General features: G+C 71.1%; 15 protein-coding genes. 6 read left to right on the top strand and 9 right to left on the bottom strand.

Annotation, left to right across the window (positions count from 1 at the left end):
• Positions 1-3: 3 nt before the first annotated feature.
• The 3 genes from I4Q55_RS23830 to I4Q55_RS23820 form a co-directional block, all read right to left on the bottom strand.
• Positions 4-1,200, bottom strand: coding sequence for a cysteine desulfurase family protein (locus tag I4Q55_RS23830; RefSeq protein ID WP_206790646.1), 1,197 nt, complete (start codon positions 1,198-1,200; stop codon positions 4-6).
• Positions 1,201-1,264: 64 nt separating this feature from the next.
• A complete protein-coding gene (locus tag I4Q55_RS23825; RefSeq protein WP_206790645.1) occupies positions 1,265-2,632 on the bottom strand; it encodes an MFS transporter in 1,368 nt (455 codons plus the stop codon).
• Between the two features lie 45 nt (positions 2,633-2,677).
• Complete coding sequence (locus I4Q55_RS23820; RefSeq protein WP_206790644.1) at positions 2,678-3,961, bottom strand: LuxR family transcriptional regulator; 1,284 nt, start codon at positions 3,959-3,961, stop codon at positions 2,678-2,680.
• A gap of 155 nt (positions 3,962-4,116) precedes the next feature.
• On the opposite strand from I4Q55_RS23820, the gene I4Q55_RS23815 reads away from it, so the two are divergent.
• Positions 4,117-5,019, top strand: coding sequence for an NADP-dependent oxidoreductase (locus I4Q55_RS23815; RefSeq protein WP_206790643.1), 903 nt, complete (start codon positions 4,117-4,119; stop codon positions 5,017-5,019).
• 52 nt (positions 5,020-5,071) lie between these two features.
• Here I4Q55_RS23815 and I4Q55_RS23810 read toward each other — a convergent pair whose 3' ends face one another.
• The 4 genes from I4Q55_RS23810 to I4Q55_RS23795 all read right to left on the bottom strand — a co-directional run bounded on the left by I4Q55_RS23810 (position 5,072) and on the right by I4Q55_RS23795 (position 8,657).
• Positions 5,072-5,956, bottom strand: coding sequence for a 1-acyl-sn-glycerol-3-phosphate acyltransferase (locus I4Q55_RS23810; RefSeq protein ID WP_206790642.1), 885 nt, complete (start codon positions 5,954-5,956; stop codon positions 5,072-5,074).
• Complete coding sequence (locus tag I4Q55_RS23805; RefSeq protein ID WP_206790641.1) at positions 5,953-6,735, bottom strand: GNAT family N-acetyltransferase; 783 nt, start codon at positions 6,733-6,735, stop codon at positions 5,953-5,955. Before I4Q55_RS23805 ends, I4Q55_RS23810 begins: the two co-directional genes overlap by 4 nt.
• 147 nt (positions 6,736-6,882) lie before the next feature.
• Positions 6,883-7,842, bottom strand: coding sequence for an electron transfer flavoprotein subunit alpha/FixB family protein (locus tag I4Q55_RS23800; protein ID WP_043780820.1), 960 nt, complete (start codon positions 7,840-7,842; stop codon positions 6,883-6,885).
• 29 nt (positions 7,843-7,871) lie between these two features.
• Positions 7,872-8,657, bottom strand: coding sequence for an electron transfer flavoprotein subunit beta/FixA family protein (locus I4Q55_RS23795; protein ID WP_206790640.1), 786 nt, complete (start codon positions 8,655-8,657; stop codon positions 7,872-7,874).
• 243 nt (positions 8,658-8,900) lie between these two features.
• Between I4Q55_RS23795 and I4Q55_RS23790 the strand changes: the two genes are divergently transcribed.
• On the top strand, positions 8,901-9,746 hold the full coding sequence (locus tag I4Q55_RS23790) for a DegV family protein (RefSeq protein WP_206790639.1): 846 nt from the start codon (positions 8,901-8,903) through the stop codon (positions 9,744-9,746).
• On the opposite strand, the gene I4Q55_RS23785 is transcribed toward I4Q55_RS23790, so the two are convergent.
• On the bottom strand, positions 9,724-10,149 hold the full coding sequence (locus I4Q55_RS23785) for a hypothetical protein (protein WP_206790637.1): 426 nt from the start codon (positions 10,147-10,149) through the stop codon (positions 9,724-9,726). The two genes, I4Q55_RS23790 and I4Q55_RS23785, sit on opposite strands and share 23 nt — an antisense overlap.
• 53 nt (positions 10,150-10,202) lie before the next feature.
• On the opposite strand from I4Q55_RS23785, the gene I4Q55_RS23780 reads away from it, so the two are divergent.
• From I4Q55_RS23780 to I4Q55_RS23765, 4 genes are all read left to right on the top strand, one after another.
• A complete protein-coding gene (locus I4Q55_RS23780) occupies positions 10,203-10,976 on the top strand; it encodes a class I SAM-dependent methyltransferase (RefSeq protein ID WP_206790635.1) in 774 nt (257 codons plus the stop codon).
• Positions 10,973-12,478: a glycoside hydrolase family 57 protein gene (locus I4Q55_RS23775; protein WP_206790633.1), complete on the top strand. Its 1,506-nt coding sequence runs from the start codon at positions 10,973-10,975 to the stop codon at positions 12,476-12,478. The genes I4Q55_RS23780 and I4Q55_RS23775 overlap by 4 nt, the downstream gene beginning before the upstream one ends.
• 14 nt (positions 12,479-12,492) lie before the next feature.
• Positions 12,493-12,981 (top strand): glutathione peroxidase, encoded by a 489-nt coding sequence (locus I4Q55_RS23770; protein ID WP_206790631.1) that lies wholly within the window; start codon positions 12,493-12,495, stop codon positions 12,979-12,981.
• Positions 12,982-13,199: 218 nt separating this feature from the next.
• Positions 13,200-13,418 carry a hypothetical protein gene (locus I4Q55_RS23765; RefSeq protein ID WP_206790630.1) on the top strand — a complete coding sequence of 73 codons (219 nt, stop codon included), beginning with the start codon at positions 13,200-13,202 and terminating at the stop codon, positions 13,416-13,418.
• A 64-nt stretch (positions 13,419-13,482) separates the two neighbouring features.
• On the opposite strand, the gene I4Q55_RS23760 is transcribed toward I4Q55_RS23765, so the two are convergent.
• Positions 13,483-15,246, bottom strand: a complete 1,764-nt coding sequence (locus I4Q55_RS23760; protein WP_206790629.1) for a glycoside hydrolase family 2 protein — start codon at positions 15,244-15,246, stop codon at positions 13,483-13,485.
• Positions 15,247-15,263: the final 17 nt, after the last annotated feature.

The following is a 15,263-nucleotide window of genomic DNA, read 5'->3' as shown; positions in this document are numbered from 1 at the left end:
GTCTTACACCTCTTGCTTCTGGGTCTGCTTGCGCATTCCGGCGAGACCGGCTTGCCGGGCGCGCATGACGACGCCGCCGATCTCCGCGGCCACGGCCTCGACGTCCGCGCCGGTCGATGTGTGGCCGAGGGAGAAACGGAGGGAACCACGGGCCGCAGCCGGGTCCGCCCCCATGGCGAGCAGCACGTGGCTCGGCTGGGCGACGCCTGCGGTGCACGCAGATCCGGTCGAACATTCGATGCCCTTGGCGTCGAGCAGCATCAGCAGGCTGTCGCCGGCGCACCCGGGGAACGTGAAGTGGGCGTGGCTGGGCAGCCTCTCGCCGTCTCCACCGTTGAGGACGGCGTCGGGTACCTCGCGTTGGATGGCCTCGACGAGCTCGTCTCGGAGTTCCTCGACGCGCTTCGCGTATTCGGCTCGGGTCGCGACGCTGATTCGGACAGCAGTCGCGAAACCCACTATCGCCGGGACGTCCAAGGTGCCGGAGCGGACGTTGCGCTCCTGGCCTCCGCCGTGCAGCAAGGGCGTGCAAGGCACGTCACGCCCCAGCAGAAGCGCCCCCACTCCGAACGGACCGCCGAGCTTGTGACCGGTCAAGGTGAGCGCAGCGGCGCCGCTGGCCGCGAAGTCGACCGCAGCGGCCCCGACGGCCTGAACCGCGTCGGTGTGGAACGGGATGTCGAACTCGGCGCACACGGCCGCCAGCTCGGCGATCGGGTTGATCGTGCCGACCTCGTTGTTCGCCCACATCACGGTGGCCAAGGCCACGGTCTCGGGATCGGCCGCGACGGCTGCGCGCAGGACGTCAGGTGACACCCGCCCCTGGCTGTCCACGTCGAGCAGAACGACCTCGGCGCCGCTGTGAGTTTCGAGCCATTCGACGGTGTCGAGCACAGCGTGGTGCTCGGCGGCGCCGCACAGGATGCGGCGACGGCGCTCCTGCTCGTCGCGGCGAGCCCAGTAAATGCCCTTGATCGCGAGGTTGTCGCTCTCGGTGCCACCGCCGGTGAAGATCACCTCGGACGGACGGGCGCCCAGCGCCTCGGCGATGGTTTCGCGGGCTTCCTCGACCATCCGGCGGGCCCGGCGGCCCGAAGAGTGCAGCGCCGAGGCGTTGCCCACGGTGGACAGCGCCTCGGTCATCGCCGCTATGGCTTCGGGCAACATCGGAGTGGTCGCCGCGTGGTCGAGATAGGTCATCGCCGCTCCAGGGTAGTCCGCTCCAGCGCGTGACGAAGCCCACCCTGGTCCTCGAAGTGGGCTGTCACACCTTTGACGGCCACCGCCCGGTCAGCCGGACACCCACCATCGCGAGCGCCACCAAGGCCACGGTGAGCAGGGCCATCGCCGGTGACGGGTCGAGAACCGAGCCGACCACGCCGAGCAGGACACCGCCCAAGCCGATGAGCAGCGCGGAGCCGACCCAGTCCGCGAGCTGCAGCGCCGAGGTGTTGAACCCGCGCTCGCCTTCTGGCGAGTATCGGAACAGGAGGACGGAGATGGCGGGCATCGCGATCCCCATGCCGGCACCGCCGACCGCGCACGCCACGAACGCGACCCAGCCGGGGAACCATGGCTGCGAAACCAGGCCGAAGCCGACCAGACCGGCCGCGACCAGCCAGAACCCGGTGCGCAGCGATGCCTCCCGCGACCAGTCGAGGAACCGGCCCTGCGCCGCCGACGCGGCGGACCAGCCCAGGGCCGTGATGGTCAGCGGCAGGCCGGCGAGAGCGGGGCTGTAACCGTGGACCGCGCTCATCGTCAGCGGCAGATACGCCTCCATGCCTGCGTACGCGCCGGCGATGAGGGCGCGGGAGGCGATGACCGTCGGCAGGCCGGGACGGGCCGTCAACGTCCCGGCCGGCAACAACTTACGGAGGGCGTACCCCAATGCGATGAGCCCGACCGTGCCGTAGCCGAGCGCGAGGAGCGACTGGTGCTGGGCCGCCCACGTCAGCGCTGCGACGCCGAGGGCGGCGATGATCGCCTGGGACACACTCGCTTGGCGGCCGTCCGTGGCGGATGCGTGTGCGGGCAAGCGTCGGACGACGACCACGAGCATGAGCACACCGACGGCCACGAGCGGAACCAAGCCGAGGAACACCCACCGCCAGCCGACGCTGACCGTGACGACCCCGGCCACCGACGGCCCGATGACCGCGGGCAGGACCCAGGCGGCAGCGTTCGCCGCGTAGATGACCGGGCGTTCGTGGTCGGTGAATGTCAGCGCGATCAGAAGCGAAACCGAGACCAGGAGCAAGCCCGAGCCGAAGCCCTGCAGGGCGCGGCCGAGCAGGAGCATCGGCATCCCGCTCGCCGTCCCCGCGACCACGAGGCCGACGGCGAACAACACGGGTCCCGCCAGTAGTGCCGGCGCTGGGCCGCGGCGGTCGCCGATCCGGCCTGACAGCACCGTTGCCACCACGCTGGAGATCAGGAAGATCGTGAACGGCCACGAATAGAGCGACGCCCCGTGGAGGTCGGCGACCAGGGTGGGCATCGCCGTTGCCACGCCCATGCTCTCGAACGCGACCAAGGTGACCACAAGCAGCAGCGCGATGGTGGTCAGCCGGTGTTCCGCACTCCAGAGCACACTTCGGCGACGGGGTGTCGAGTCGATCGTCGAGGCCATGATCAGCAGCGTGCAACCTCCAGCCCGCTGGAGGTCAAGGCGGACTCAGGCGGAGCGGTGTGCCACCGGCTCCAGCGGCAGGTCGCGGGCCAGCGCGGCCGCCTCGCCGCGGGAACTCACGTCGAGCTTGTCCAGGATGTTGCGGACGTGGAACTTGACCGTGTGCTCGCTGAGCTGCAGTTGTTCGGCGATCTGCCGGTTGCGCAGACCTTGGGAGATACCCGCCAGAACTTCCAGTTCGCGCGGGTTGAGCCGATCGAGCGGACGCAGCTCCGGCGGTTCGGCCACGCCGAGCGGGAGGACCGCGGTGACCGTCGTGCCCCAGCCCGGCGCGGCGTCGACCTCCCAGCGGCCGCCAAGGGCCGTGAGCCGCTCGGTCAAGCCTCGGGGCGGGATCGCGTCGGCGACGTCGGGGCAGTCGTCGCGGACCGTGATCCCGAGCATCGAGCCGTCCAGGCGCCACGATGCCCGCAAGCGCGTGGTCGCGGAACGGTCCAGGGCGGCGAGTACCAGGCCGCGAGTCAGCGTCCGTGCCGTGTGGGCGATGTCCTGTGGGAGGGACGCGTCGCCAACCGGGTCGACGAGCTCTACGTCGACCTCGGTGTGCCGGACCAGGTCGGCCAGCTGGGTCTTGAGGACGGCGAACGCCGCGTCCGCCTGCTCTGCGGACAGGACCTCGTCGCGGTCGACGGCCCCTCTGAGCTCGAGCAGCGCGTCGGCGGCGAGGTCGACCGCCGTGCGGCGGGCGACGGCGTCGGAAAGCCGGCCGGAGCGGAGGACCGCCAGGAGCGTGGTCAGGGTTGCCGCGTGCGTCTGACCGAGGTCGGTGATCGCCTGAGCGCGCGCGGACGCCGCGGCAATGCTGCTGGCCAGGACGTCCGGGCCCGGGTCCGTCGCCCGCTGGCCCGCGTCGGTGCTGACGATGTCCCACAGCTGGGCCGCCAGCTCCAGCTCCGCGGACGGCGGCTCCGCGGCCACCGGTACCACGGCGATCACCGCACCCTTGCCGACGGCCGGTGTCGAGGTGAGCAGGACCAGCCGGCGCTCGGCGCCGCCGAGCATGCCGTCGATGACCAGCGCCTTGCCCGGCTCGCTGCGGTCGGCCAGCCGCTGCAGCTCGACGCTCGTCACGGCCTGCGTGACCGCTTCGTCGCCGATGACCTTGAGCGGGCTGCGGGGGCAGTCGCCCGTCTGCATTGCGGCCGCACGGTGCGGGATCAGCTTGCCCAGCTCGGCGGCGAACCGGCTGAGCAACTGGGGCCGCGGTGCCGACAGGAGCCGCTCGACGACGTCCAGTACGTGCCGGGGATCCGACCAGGAAGCGTCCATGGCCTCCAAGGTAGGCGCGTCCGCGATGCGGCGACCTGCTCGTCCGGCTAGTGAACACTGCTCGTCCGGGCGGTTCGGCCACTCGGCCGGGCGGGTTGACTTGCGAGAGAGGACATTCGAACCGAAGGTCACGAACCGAGGAGCGAGACAACACCATGCGAGCGATCACCTTCTCCGCATACGGCGGGCCGGAAGTCCTGGGGCAGGCCGACGTCCCGGTGCCGGAGCCCGGCCCGGGACAAGTGCGGCTGGCCGTCCGGGTCGCCGGGGTCAACCCGATCGACTGGAAGATCCGCAACGGCGCCATGCAGCAGAACTTCCAGGTCCCGTTCCCCCACATCCCCGGCCTCGAAGTCGCCGGGGTCGTCGACGCCGTCGGGGCGGGCGCGGACTTCGCCGTGGGCGACGAAGTGTTCGGCTGGTCGGAGACCGGCGCCTACGCCGAGTACGCGCTCGCGAAGACGATCGCGCCCAAGCCCGCGAGCCTCTCGTGGGCCGATGCCGCCGCGCTGCCGGTCGCCGGCGAGACCGCGCTTCGCGTCCTCGGGCTGCTCGGGGTCCGCGAGGGCGAGACGCTGCTGCTGCACGGCGCCAGCGGCACGGTCGGGCGGTTCGCCGCTCAGGTCGCCGTCGCGCAGGGGGTGACTGTCATCGGGACCGGGGGAAGCCGGAGCCTCGACGACCTGAAGTCGCTGGGTGTCGTGCCCGTCCGCTACGGCGACGGCTGGGTGGAGCGGGTCCGCGAGGCCACGTCCGGCCCGGTGGACGCCGTGTTCGACGCGACCGGGCACGGGGTGCTGCCGGAGTCCGTCGAGCTGCGAGGCACCAAGGACCGGATCATCACCATCGCCGATGCGGCCGCGTTCGAGCTGGGGATCCCGTTCTCCAGCGGGGGCGAACAGTCCCGTGCGGTCCTCGAGGGGATCGCCGGCTGGGTGACCGACCGCGGTGTCGGCGTCGCGCAGGGCAACAGCTATCCGCTGGCCGAGGCGGCCGCGGCGCAGGTCGAAAGCGAGAGCGGCCACCCTGGCGGAAAACTGACCATCGCCATCGGCTGACCGACGCGACCCCACCCGGGCCTGTCGCCGGGTCGCGGCGACAGGACCCGGGTCACTTCGCGGGAGGCGAAGCCAGCGGGGCCGTTTGGCGGCGTGGGGTCCGGCGCCGCTGCTGGGCCGGGATCTGCACCGTGCCCAGTGCCGAGTGGACCGCTGCCTCGGCGAGGGCGGCCAGCTCGCGGCGGGTCTCCGCGCGACCCGGGGCGATCTCCGGGCAGACATGGATCTCGAGCACCAGGCCGCGCAGGGCCGCGACGCGGCGCAGGGACGCGATCAGCGACTCCGGCCCGATGAACGCCGGACGGCTCGTCTCGCGGCCGTCGGCGAGGCGGTACCGGAGTGCGATCGGGCGCACCGGGACGCCGCCGTCGATGGCCGCCTGGAACGTCGCCGTCGTGAAGCGGCCCGAGGCCAGGCCGCACCACGTCGTGCCCTCCGGCGTCACGCTCACCAGTGAGCCCGTCCGGAGCGCGTCGGCCAGCGACGCCATCGTGGCGGGCAACGTCGTCAGCCGTTCGCGGTCGAGGAAGATGCTGCCGCCGCGGCGGACCAGGCCGCCGAGCACCGGCCAGCCCGCGATCTCCTTCTTCGCCAGCGCGCGCATCGGCCGCAGCGCGTTGATCGCGACGATGTCCAGCCAGGAGATGTGGTTGTTGACCACCAGCGCGCCACGGCCGGCGGGCGCGGTCAGGAAGTCGGCGCCGCCCCGGATGTCCAGCCGGACGCCGAACGCCCGCAGCATGCCGCGGAAGACCAACCGGAGCAGGCGGTCACGGCCCGGAGCGACGAGCAGCAGGGGCGCGGACACCACCGCCGCGAGGACTACCGAGATCGCCGCCGTGAAGCGCAGGGCCCGTCGCCAAAAACCGACCACCGGGTCGTCGGCCGTCAGGCAGCCGTCGCCGCACGGCGAGGACGGCATCCAGGCGTGGCTCATCCCCGGCCCCCGAGGAAGAACTTGAGGTACCGCTCGTCGACGTTGTGCAGGTCCAGCACCACGAAAAAGTCCGCGACGCCGAAGTCGGCGTCGAGCGCGGGCGGCCCGCAGGCCTTGGCGCCGAGCCGGACGTAGCCCTTGATCAACGGCGGCAGGATGGCTCGCGCCGGGCGCTCGATGCCCGAGGGGTCCCAGGGGATCAACGGCCTGACGCGCGTGGCCTCGCCGGAGTAGTGCTTGGTGCGCAGGACGTCCCACACGCCGGCGGCGACGGCGCCGTCGTCCACCAGCGGGACGGACGCGCAGCCGGCGAGGTAGCGGTGGCCGGAGAGCAGCATGTAGCGGGCGATCCCGGCCCAGACCAGGCTCACGACGGCGCCGCTGCGGTGGTCCGGGTGCACGCACGACCGGCCGGTCTCGACCAGCGACGGGCGCAGGGCGTCGATGGCGGTCAGGTCGAACTCGCTGTCGGCGTAGAGCTTGCCGGCCTGGGCCGCGCGCTCCGGCGGCAGCATGCGGTAGCAGCCGACGATCTCGCCCGTGTTGTCGTCGCGGACCACGAGGTGGTCGCAGAACTCGTCGAACTCGTCGACGTCGAGACCGGGCCGCGGGGAGTGGAGGCGCGCACCCATTTCCTCGGCGAAAACCCGGTGCCGCAGTTTCTGCGCGGCGACCACTTCGTCGTTCGCGTGCGCGACGAGAAGCGAGTACCGGGGGGCGTCGGCGGGGAGTTCGGCACCCGCCTGATCAGTGCTGACGAGGAGCTGTGACGTCGTCATGGTCAAGGTGTACCTGCGCGGAGGAAGCCGCGGAGAGTGCCATCCGATGACCGATAAATGCACGTTCAGTTAATGGCGGGTTCTCTGTCCCGAAAACGCGCGAAGGGCCTTCCGGGGCATCCCGGAAGGCCCTTCGTGGGGCGAAGATCAGCCCTTGCGCTTCTCGACCGCCTCGGTCAGCTGCGGCGCGACGTTGAACAGGTCGCCGACGATGCCGAAGTCGGCGATCTCGAAGATCGGCGCCTCCGGGTCCTTGTTGACGGCGATGATCGTCTTCGACGTCTGCATGCCGGCGCGGTGCTGGATCGCGCCGGAGATGCCGAGCGCGATGTACAGCTGCGGCGAAACCGTCTTGCCGGTCTGGCCCACCTGGAACTGCGCCGGGTAGTAGCCGGAGTCGACGGCGGCACGCGACGCGCCGACGGCCGCGCCGAGCGAGTCGGCCAGCTTCTCGACGACGTCGAACTTCTCCGCCGAGCCGACGCCGCGGCCACCGGAGACCACGATCGACGCCTCGGTCAGCTCCGGCCGGTCGCCACCGGTCACCGGCTCGACGCCGGTGATCTTGGTGGCCTTCGCCGCGTCGACGGCGGGGAGCTCGACGGTCTCTTCGGCCGCCGCGCCCTCGGCGGGCTCGGCCTCGACCGCGCCCGGGCGGATGGAGACGACCGGCGCGCCCTTCGCGGACTTGGACTTCACCGAGAACGCGCCACCGAAGATGGACTGGTCGATGACGCCGTCGCCGTTGACGCCCACGGCGTCGTAGATCAGGCCGGAGCCCAGGCGCACGGCCAGGCGGGCGGCGACCTCCTTGCCCTCACCGCTGGCGGTGACGAGCACAGCGGCCGGGGACGCCTGCTGCGCCAGCGCGGCGAGCACGTCCACCTTCGGCGTGACCAGGTAGTTCGCGGCGTCGTCGCCTTCCGCGACATACACCTTGGCGGCGCCGTGCGACGCCAAGGCCTGCTTCGCCTTCGCGGCGGTCCCGGTCGGGCCGACGACGACGGCCGACGGCTCACCGAGCGCGCGGGCGGCGGTCAGCAGCTCGAGCGTGACCTTCTTGACCTCACCGTCGACGTGGTCGACGAGGACGAGTACTTCAGCCATGGTTCTACTTCCTCCTCGAAGAGCCGTTGTCAGATGAGCTTCTGGCCGACCAGGTACTCGGCGACCTTGGTGCCGCCGTCACCCTCGTCCTCGACCTTTTCGCCGGCGGTGCGCGGCGGCTTGGGCGCGGACTCGGTCACCTGGGACCACGCGTTGGCGAGACCGACCTCGCCCGCGTCGACGCCCAGGTCGGCGATGGTGAACGTCTCGACCGGCTTCTTCTTCGCGGCCATGATGCCCTTGAAGGACGGGTAGCGCGGCTCGTTGATCTTCTCGCCGACGCTCACGATCGCGGGAAGGCTCGCCTCGAGGTGGGTCAGGCCGTCCTCGGTCTCGCGGGTGGCCTTGATCGTCGAACCGTCGACGGTCAGCTCACGCACGTAGGTCACCTGCGGCAGGCCGAGCAGCTCGGCGAGGATCGCCGGGATGGCGCCACCGCGGCCGTCGGACGACTCGTTGCCGGCGATGACCAGGTCGAAGCCCTCGACCTTGCCGATCGCGGCGGCGAGCACCTTGGCGGTGGCGATCGCGTCGGAGCCGTGGAGCGCCTCGTCGGAGACGTGGATGGCCTTGTCGGCGCCCATCGACAGCGCCTTGCGGATGGCGTCGGTCGCGCGGTCCGGGCCCACCGAGATCACGGTGACCTCGCCCTCGCCGGCTTCCTTGATCTTCAGCGCCTCTTCGACGGCCTTCTCGTTGATCTCGTCGAGCACGGCGTCGGCGGATTCGCGGTCAAGGGTGTGGTCGGACCCGTTGAGCTTCCGCTCCGAGTAGGTGTCCGGTACCTGCTTGACCAGGACGACGATGTTGGTCATGGGTCTGCTTCGACCTCCCGGTTCGTGGCCCGCGGTCGACCACGGGACAGTGCTCTACTGGCCGGTAGATTAGGGGCTTTCCGCCTGGAGTACCCGTCGAGGTGACGCCATTCACCTGGATGAGCAATCTACTGGGACGATCGTCCCGGTAGTCGACCGGTTACCCCACCCGAACTGCCGTTCGTCCGATCGGACCAACCACGGCCTACTCGCAGTGGGTGTCAGGCATTAACCTCCCCCACCATGCCCGCGCGCATCGCCGTCATCACCGACTCGAGCTCTTGCCTGCCTGACCTCGTCGCCTCCCGCTGGGCCATCGGGGTCGTCCAGATCCAGCTGAACCTGGGTGGTCACTTCGACGACGAAAACCGCTTCGACCGCGGCGAGGTGCTCGACGCCATGAGAGCCGGGCAGACGATCACCACCGCGCCCCCGGATCCGGGGGCGTTCTTCTGGACCTACCAGGAGGCGGCCGCCGCCGGCGCGACCGCCATCGTCAGCATCCACATCTCCGGCCGCATGTCCGACACGGTCCGCGCGGCCCGGGAGGCCGCCCAGCAGATCCGCATCCCGGTGCACGTCCTGGACAGCCGGACCACCGGCATGAGCCTCGGCTTCGCCGCCGTGTCCGCCGCACGGGCCGCGGCGGCCGGCGCGGACGCCGGCCGCGTCATCGAAGCCGCCGAACGCCGGTGCACCACGAGCACCGAGTTCATCTACGTCGACACCCTCGAGTACCTCCGCCGTGGCGGCCGGATCGGCGCCGCGCAGGCCATGCTCGGCACCGCGTTCTCGATCAAGCCGCTGCTCACGGTCAAGGACGGCGAGGTCGCGCCGCTCGCCCGCGTCCCCGGCACACGCCGTGCGCTGGCGAAGATGGTCGATCTCGCGGTCAAGAAGTCCGGCGGCTTCCGCGCCGACATCGCCGTGACCCGCTTCGGGGCCAGCGACCACGAGCTGGAGATCGGCAGGCAGATCGAGCGCCGGGTGCCGGCGATGGCCGAAAGCATGGTCGTCGAGGCGAGCACGGTCATCGGCGCGCACCTCGGCCCCGGCGCGCTCGGCATCACGGTGTCGCCGGTGGGCTGACCCGCCGCGCCGGGAGCAGCAGGACCACCAGCGGCAGCAGTACCCCGAGCCCGGTCGTCCCGATGACGAGCACCTGGTCGATCCGCTCGAAGTGCGCGACGTGGCCGAGGTGGTAGAGGAAGTGCGGGACGCCGAACAGCAGCGCCGAGACGGCCGCGAGCCGCGCGACCGCTGTGGTGCCGATCACGGCGGCCCCGATCAGCAGCGCCGCGAGGCCCAGGTTGAGGCCGCCGAAGTCGCGCAGGAGGTGCTCGTTGAACGGTCCGTCCATCGACACCCAGCCGGTGCGGAAGCCGGGAAAGTCCTGGTAGAACCCGGTCGGCGACACCAGTGGCCAGATTCCGACCACCGCCTCGACCAGGCCGAAGACGACGAGCAGTACGCGGGTGATGGTTCGTTGCATGACCACGGAACGAGACGGCGGTGCCGGACGTGACACCCGCTAGGGTCGCGGAGGTGACCACCCCAGCCACCCGGGCCGAGGCGCTGCACCTGACCGGCGAGCGGACCGTCCCCGGCATCGCCGAGGAAAACTACTGGTTCCGCCGCCACGAAGCCGCGTACGCCGCCCTGCTCCCCCACTGCGTGGACGCGACGGTGCTCGAAGCCGGCTGCGGCGAGGGCTACGGCGCGAGCCTCCTCGCGACGACGGCCCGCCGGGTGCTCGCGCTGGACTACGACGTCCCGACCACCGAGCACGTCGCCCGCCGCTACCCCGAGGCCGCCGTCGCGCGGGCGAACCTGGCCTTCCTGCCGCTGCGGGACTGCGCGGTCGACGTCGTGGCCAACTTCCAGGTCATCGAGCACCTGTGGGACCAGGCCGGGTTCCTCGCCGAGTGCCGGCGGGTGTTGCCGGAAAACGGCAAACTGCTGGTCACGACGCCGAACCGGCTGACCTTCACCCCGGACAGCGACACGCCGCTGAACCCGTTCCACACCCGCGAGCTGGCGCCGTCGGAGCTGGCCGGGCTGCTCACCGACGCCGGCTTCGAAGTCGAGACGCTGCACGGGCTGCACCACGGCGAGGCCGTGCGCGCCCTCGACGAACGCTACGGCGGCTCGATCATCGACGCCCAGCTCGACGTGGTCATGGGCAAGCTGCCGGGGCAGGCCGAGTGGCCGGAGGCCCTGCTCGCCGACGTCGCCGCGATCGAGGCCACCGGGTTCGACATCCACGGCGACGACCTCGACGCGAGCCTCGACCTGATCGCCGTGGCGGTGCGCCGATGAGCGAGGGCACCTTCTGCCTCGTCGTGCACAGCCACCTGCCGTGGCTGCCGCACCACGGGAGCTGGCCGGTCGGCGAGGAGTGGCTCTACCAGGCGTGGGCGCACTCCTACCTGCCGATGGTCGAGCTCCTGGAGCGCTTCGCCGACGAGGGCCGCCAGGACGTGCTGACGCTGGGTGTCACGCCGGTGCTGGCCGCGCAGCTCGACGACCCGTACAGCATCCGCGCGTTCCACGACTGGCTCGGCCACTGGCAGCTGCGCGCCCAGCACGCGGCGACGCTGTGGCGCGGCGACCCGCTGCTGCGCGAGCTCGCCGCGGCCGAACACCGGACCGCCGTCCGCGCGGCCGAAGAGCTCGGGACGCGCTGGCGGCACGGCTTCTCCCCCGTCCTCCGGTCCTTGGTCGACAATGCGACCATCGAGCTGCTCGGCGGCCCGCTGGCCCACCCGTTCCAGCCGCTGCTCGACCCGCGGGTGCGGGAGTTCGCGCTGAACGCCGGGCTCGCCGACACGGCCCTGCGGCTCGGGACGCGGCCCGAGGGAATCTGGGCGCCCGAGTGCGGCTACGCGCCTGGTATGGAAAACGACTACGCCGCCGCGGGCGTGCGGCGGTTCCTGGTCGACGGCCCGTCGCTGCGTGGCGAGACCTGGGCGGCGCGGCCGGTCGGCGACACCGACGTCCTCGCGTTCGGCCGGGACCTCGAGGTCACCTACCGCGTCTGGTCGCCGAAGGCCGGCTACCCCGGTCACGCCGCCTACCGCGACTTCCACACCTGGCAGCACGAGGTCGGGCTCAAGGCGGCGCGGGTCACCGGCAAGACGGTCGAGCCGCAGGACAAGGCGCCCTACGACCCGGCGCTCGCCGCCGACGTGCTGGGAACGCACGTCAAGGACTTCGTCGAGACCGTCGTGACGCGGCTGCGGTCGCTGAAGCGGCAACACGGGCGTGAGGCGCTCGTGGTCGCCGCGTACGACACGGAGCTGTTCGGGCACTGGTGGCACGAAGGACCGGCGTGGCTGGAAGGCGTGCTGCGCGCGCTTCCCGAGGCCGGCGTGCGGGTGACGACCCTGCGGGGCGCGATGGAAGCGGGGCACGTCGGCGCGCCGATCGACCTGCCTTCCTCGTCGTGGGGGTCGGGCAAGGACTGGCGCGTCTGGGACGGCGAGCAGGTCAAGGACATGGTGGCCGCCAACGCGGCGTTGCAGGACCGGCTGCTCGACCTGGTCCGGGGCCTGGACCGGACGGCTCGGGACGTCGTCGCCGACCAGGCCGTCGCCGAGGCCATGCTGGCGCTGGAAAGCGACTGGGCGTTCATGGTCACCAAGAACTCGGCCGCGGACTACGCCCGTCGTCGCGCGGCGGTCCACACCGAGCGCTTCGACGCGCTCGCCGGACTGCTGCGCCGCGGCGATCGCGCGCGGGCCGAGGAGCTCGCCGCCGCTTACCGGGCCGACGACGGACCGTTCGGGCACCTCGACGCCCGAGCGCTGAAGCACGACTGAAAGGGACTCACCCGATGGGAATCCACGAAATTCCGCTCAAGACCCTCGATGGGCGGGACAGCTCGCTGGGCGAGTTCGCCGGCAAGGCGCTGCTCGTGGTCAACGTGGCGTCGAAGTGCGGCCTGACCCCGCAGTACTCCGGTCTCGAGCGGCTTCAGGAACGCTTCGGCGCGCGGGGTTTCTCCGTCGTCGGGTTCCCGTGCAACCAGTTCGCCGGTCAGGAACCGGGCAGCGCGGAGGAGATCCAGACGTTCTGCTCGACGACCTACGGCGTCACGTTCCCGCTGTTCGAGAAGATCGACGTCAACGGCGAAGACCGGCACCCGCTCTACGCCGAGCTGACCGAGACCGCCGACGCCGAGGGCATGGCGGGCGACGTCCAGTGGAACTTCGAGAAGTTCCTGATCGGCGCCGACGGCGAGGTCCTGGCACGGTTCCGGCCGCGCACCGAGCCCGAGGACGAGACGGTCGTCAAGGCCATCGAAGCCGCACTGCCCGCGTGACAGCACGGCGGGGGACACCAGTCCCCCGCTCGTCGCCGGAATTCACCGGATCGGTGGAAATCAGCGGCCGTTCAGGTATCACGCAAACGCAACCGAAAATGATTGTCGTGAGCCGGACGGTCGAATTGCGGGTGACCAGCCTGTCGTTTTCCCCGGATCGCCCCGAATAATTCTCCCGGCGCCATTCCGGCGCCGTCTCGGGCGAGAAGGGATCACCGATGAGCACAACCAGACACCGGGCCGCGCTGGCCGCGTTCCCCGTGGCACTCGGACTGCTCCTGGCCGGCCCCGCGGCGGGCACGGCGTCGGCCGCGCCGCGATACGGGGCGGACGTCCAGGCTCGCCACTGCCTGCTGGTATGTGTGGGCCACCACCACCATCACCACCACCACGGGCACATCCACATCCTGGGTCTTCACCTCTGGTTGCACCTGTAGGTCCCGACCGTGCCGGGGCGGCCGCCGCCCCGGCACCTTCACGCATTTCGCGGAACAGCCGAAATCAGGACGAGCCCATTTCGATCACCGCACGCACGCACTTCGCGACCACTGCCGGATCCACCTTGACCACGCGACGGTCGTAAGTCAGTAGCCCGTTGACCTCGTTTTCGACATCCGTCGTCTGGGTGTAGACGGCCCCGGACAAACCGCGCTCCGCCACGACCCGCTCGAGGGCGGCGCTCACCTCGGCGTAGCGCTCGGTGAGCCGCTCCCGCGTCGGCGTCATCTCGTACGCGTTCGGCGGGCCGGGCCAGCGGTGGTCGTCCAAAACCAGACCAAGACCGCCGTACTCGCCGTCGACGATCGCGCGGCCGTCGCGCACCGACGGGGCGCCCGGACCCACGTACGTGTGGTCGTCGTAGACGTCGCCCGCGCCGCTGTCCGGCCGCGAGAAGCAGCAGTTGACGCCGCTGTTCGCGATCACCAGCCGGGCCGGGTCGAGGGTTTTGACCAGTTCCGCGACACGGGCCGTGTCGAACTCGCCCCAGCCCTCGTTGAACGGGACCCAGCCGACGATCGACGGCACCGCGCGCAGCTGGGTCACCAGTTCGGCCAGCTCCGCCTCGAAGCGCTCGCGTGCCCGCGGGACGGGGTCCGGCGCGATCCCCGGCGGGCCGTCGAACGACACGGTCAGCGACGGCATGTCCTGCCAGACGACCAAGCCCAGCGTGTCGGCCCAGTAGTACCAGCGGGCCGGCTCGACCTTGACGTGCTTGCGGACGAAGTTGAAGCCCAGCTCCTTCGTCTTCTCGAGATCGAACCGCAGGGCGTCGTCGGTGGGCGCGGTCGAGATGCCGTCCGGCCAGTAGCCCTGGTCGAGCGGGCCGTGCAGAAAAGTGACACGGCCGTTGAGCGCGATCCGCGGGCGTCCTTGCCGGTCCGGGACCAGGCCGATCGTCCGGAGGCCGGCGTAGCTGCCGACCTCGTCCGAAATCACACCACGGTCGTCGAGCAGCTGGACGCACAGCGAGTAGAGGTGCGGGTCGTCGGGCGTCCAGAGGCGCGGCGAGGGAACGTCCACGCGCACCGCGGCGCCGGCCGGACCCGACGCCCGCGCCACCTCGGTGCCATTTGCCGAAATGACGACAACGACCTCGGCGCCGCCGGTGACCTGCGGGAACACCGTCACACCGGTCAAGTCCGGGGTCAGGTCCAGCCGCTCGATCCGGGTCTCGGGGACCGGCTCCAGCCACACCGTTTGCCAGATTCCCGACGACGGCGTGTAGCAGATCCCGCCGGGCGCGTTGCGCTGCTTCCCGACCGGAAAGGGCTCGATGTCGGTGCGGTCTTCGGCGCGGACCGTCAGCTCCTGCGGTCCCGAGGCGCGCAGGACGTCGGTGATGTCCGCGCTGAACGCCGTGTAGCCGCCTTCGTGGGTGGCGACGAGCTGGTTGTTGACCCAGACCTTCGCCGTCTGGTCGACCGCGCCGAAGTGCAGCAAGATCCGCTGGTCACGCCAGTCCGGCGGAATTTCGACCAGGCGCCGGTACCAGAGGACTTCGTCGCGTCGTCGAATTCCCGACAACGCCGATTCGGGCGGGAACGGGACCAGGATGCGCTCGGCGTAACCCGACGGCCGTGGTTCGTCCGGCGACGACGGCCAGCCCGCGTACTCCCAGACGCCGTTGAGGTTCAGCCAGCGCGGGCGGGTCAGCTGGGGCCGCGGGTACTCGGGCAGGGCGTTGTCCGGAGCGACGTCGCCGCTCCACGGGGTCGGCAGAGTCGGGTCGAGCCGGCGCCAGGCGAGGTCCTCGGGAGGTGTCATCCCGGCCGATGGTGACA

This window comes from Amycolatopsis sp. MtRt-6, from assembly GCF_017308975.1.
Taxonomy (GTDB): domain Bacteria; phylum Actinomycetota; class Actinomycetes; order Mycobacteriales; family Pseudonocardiaceae; genus Amycolatopsis.
Note: the sequence above shows the minus strand (reverse complement) of the source record. Positions and strands in the feature narration are given on the sequence as shown.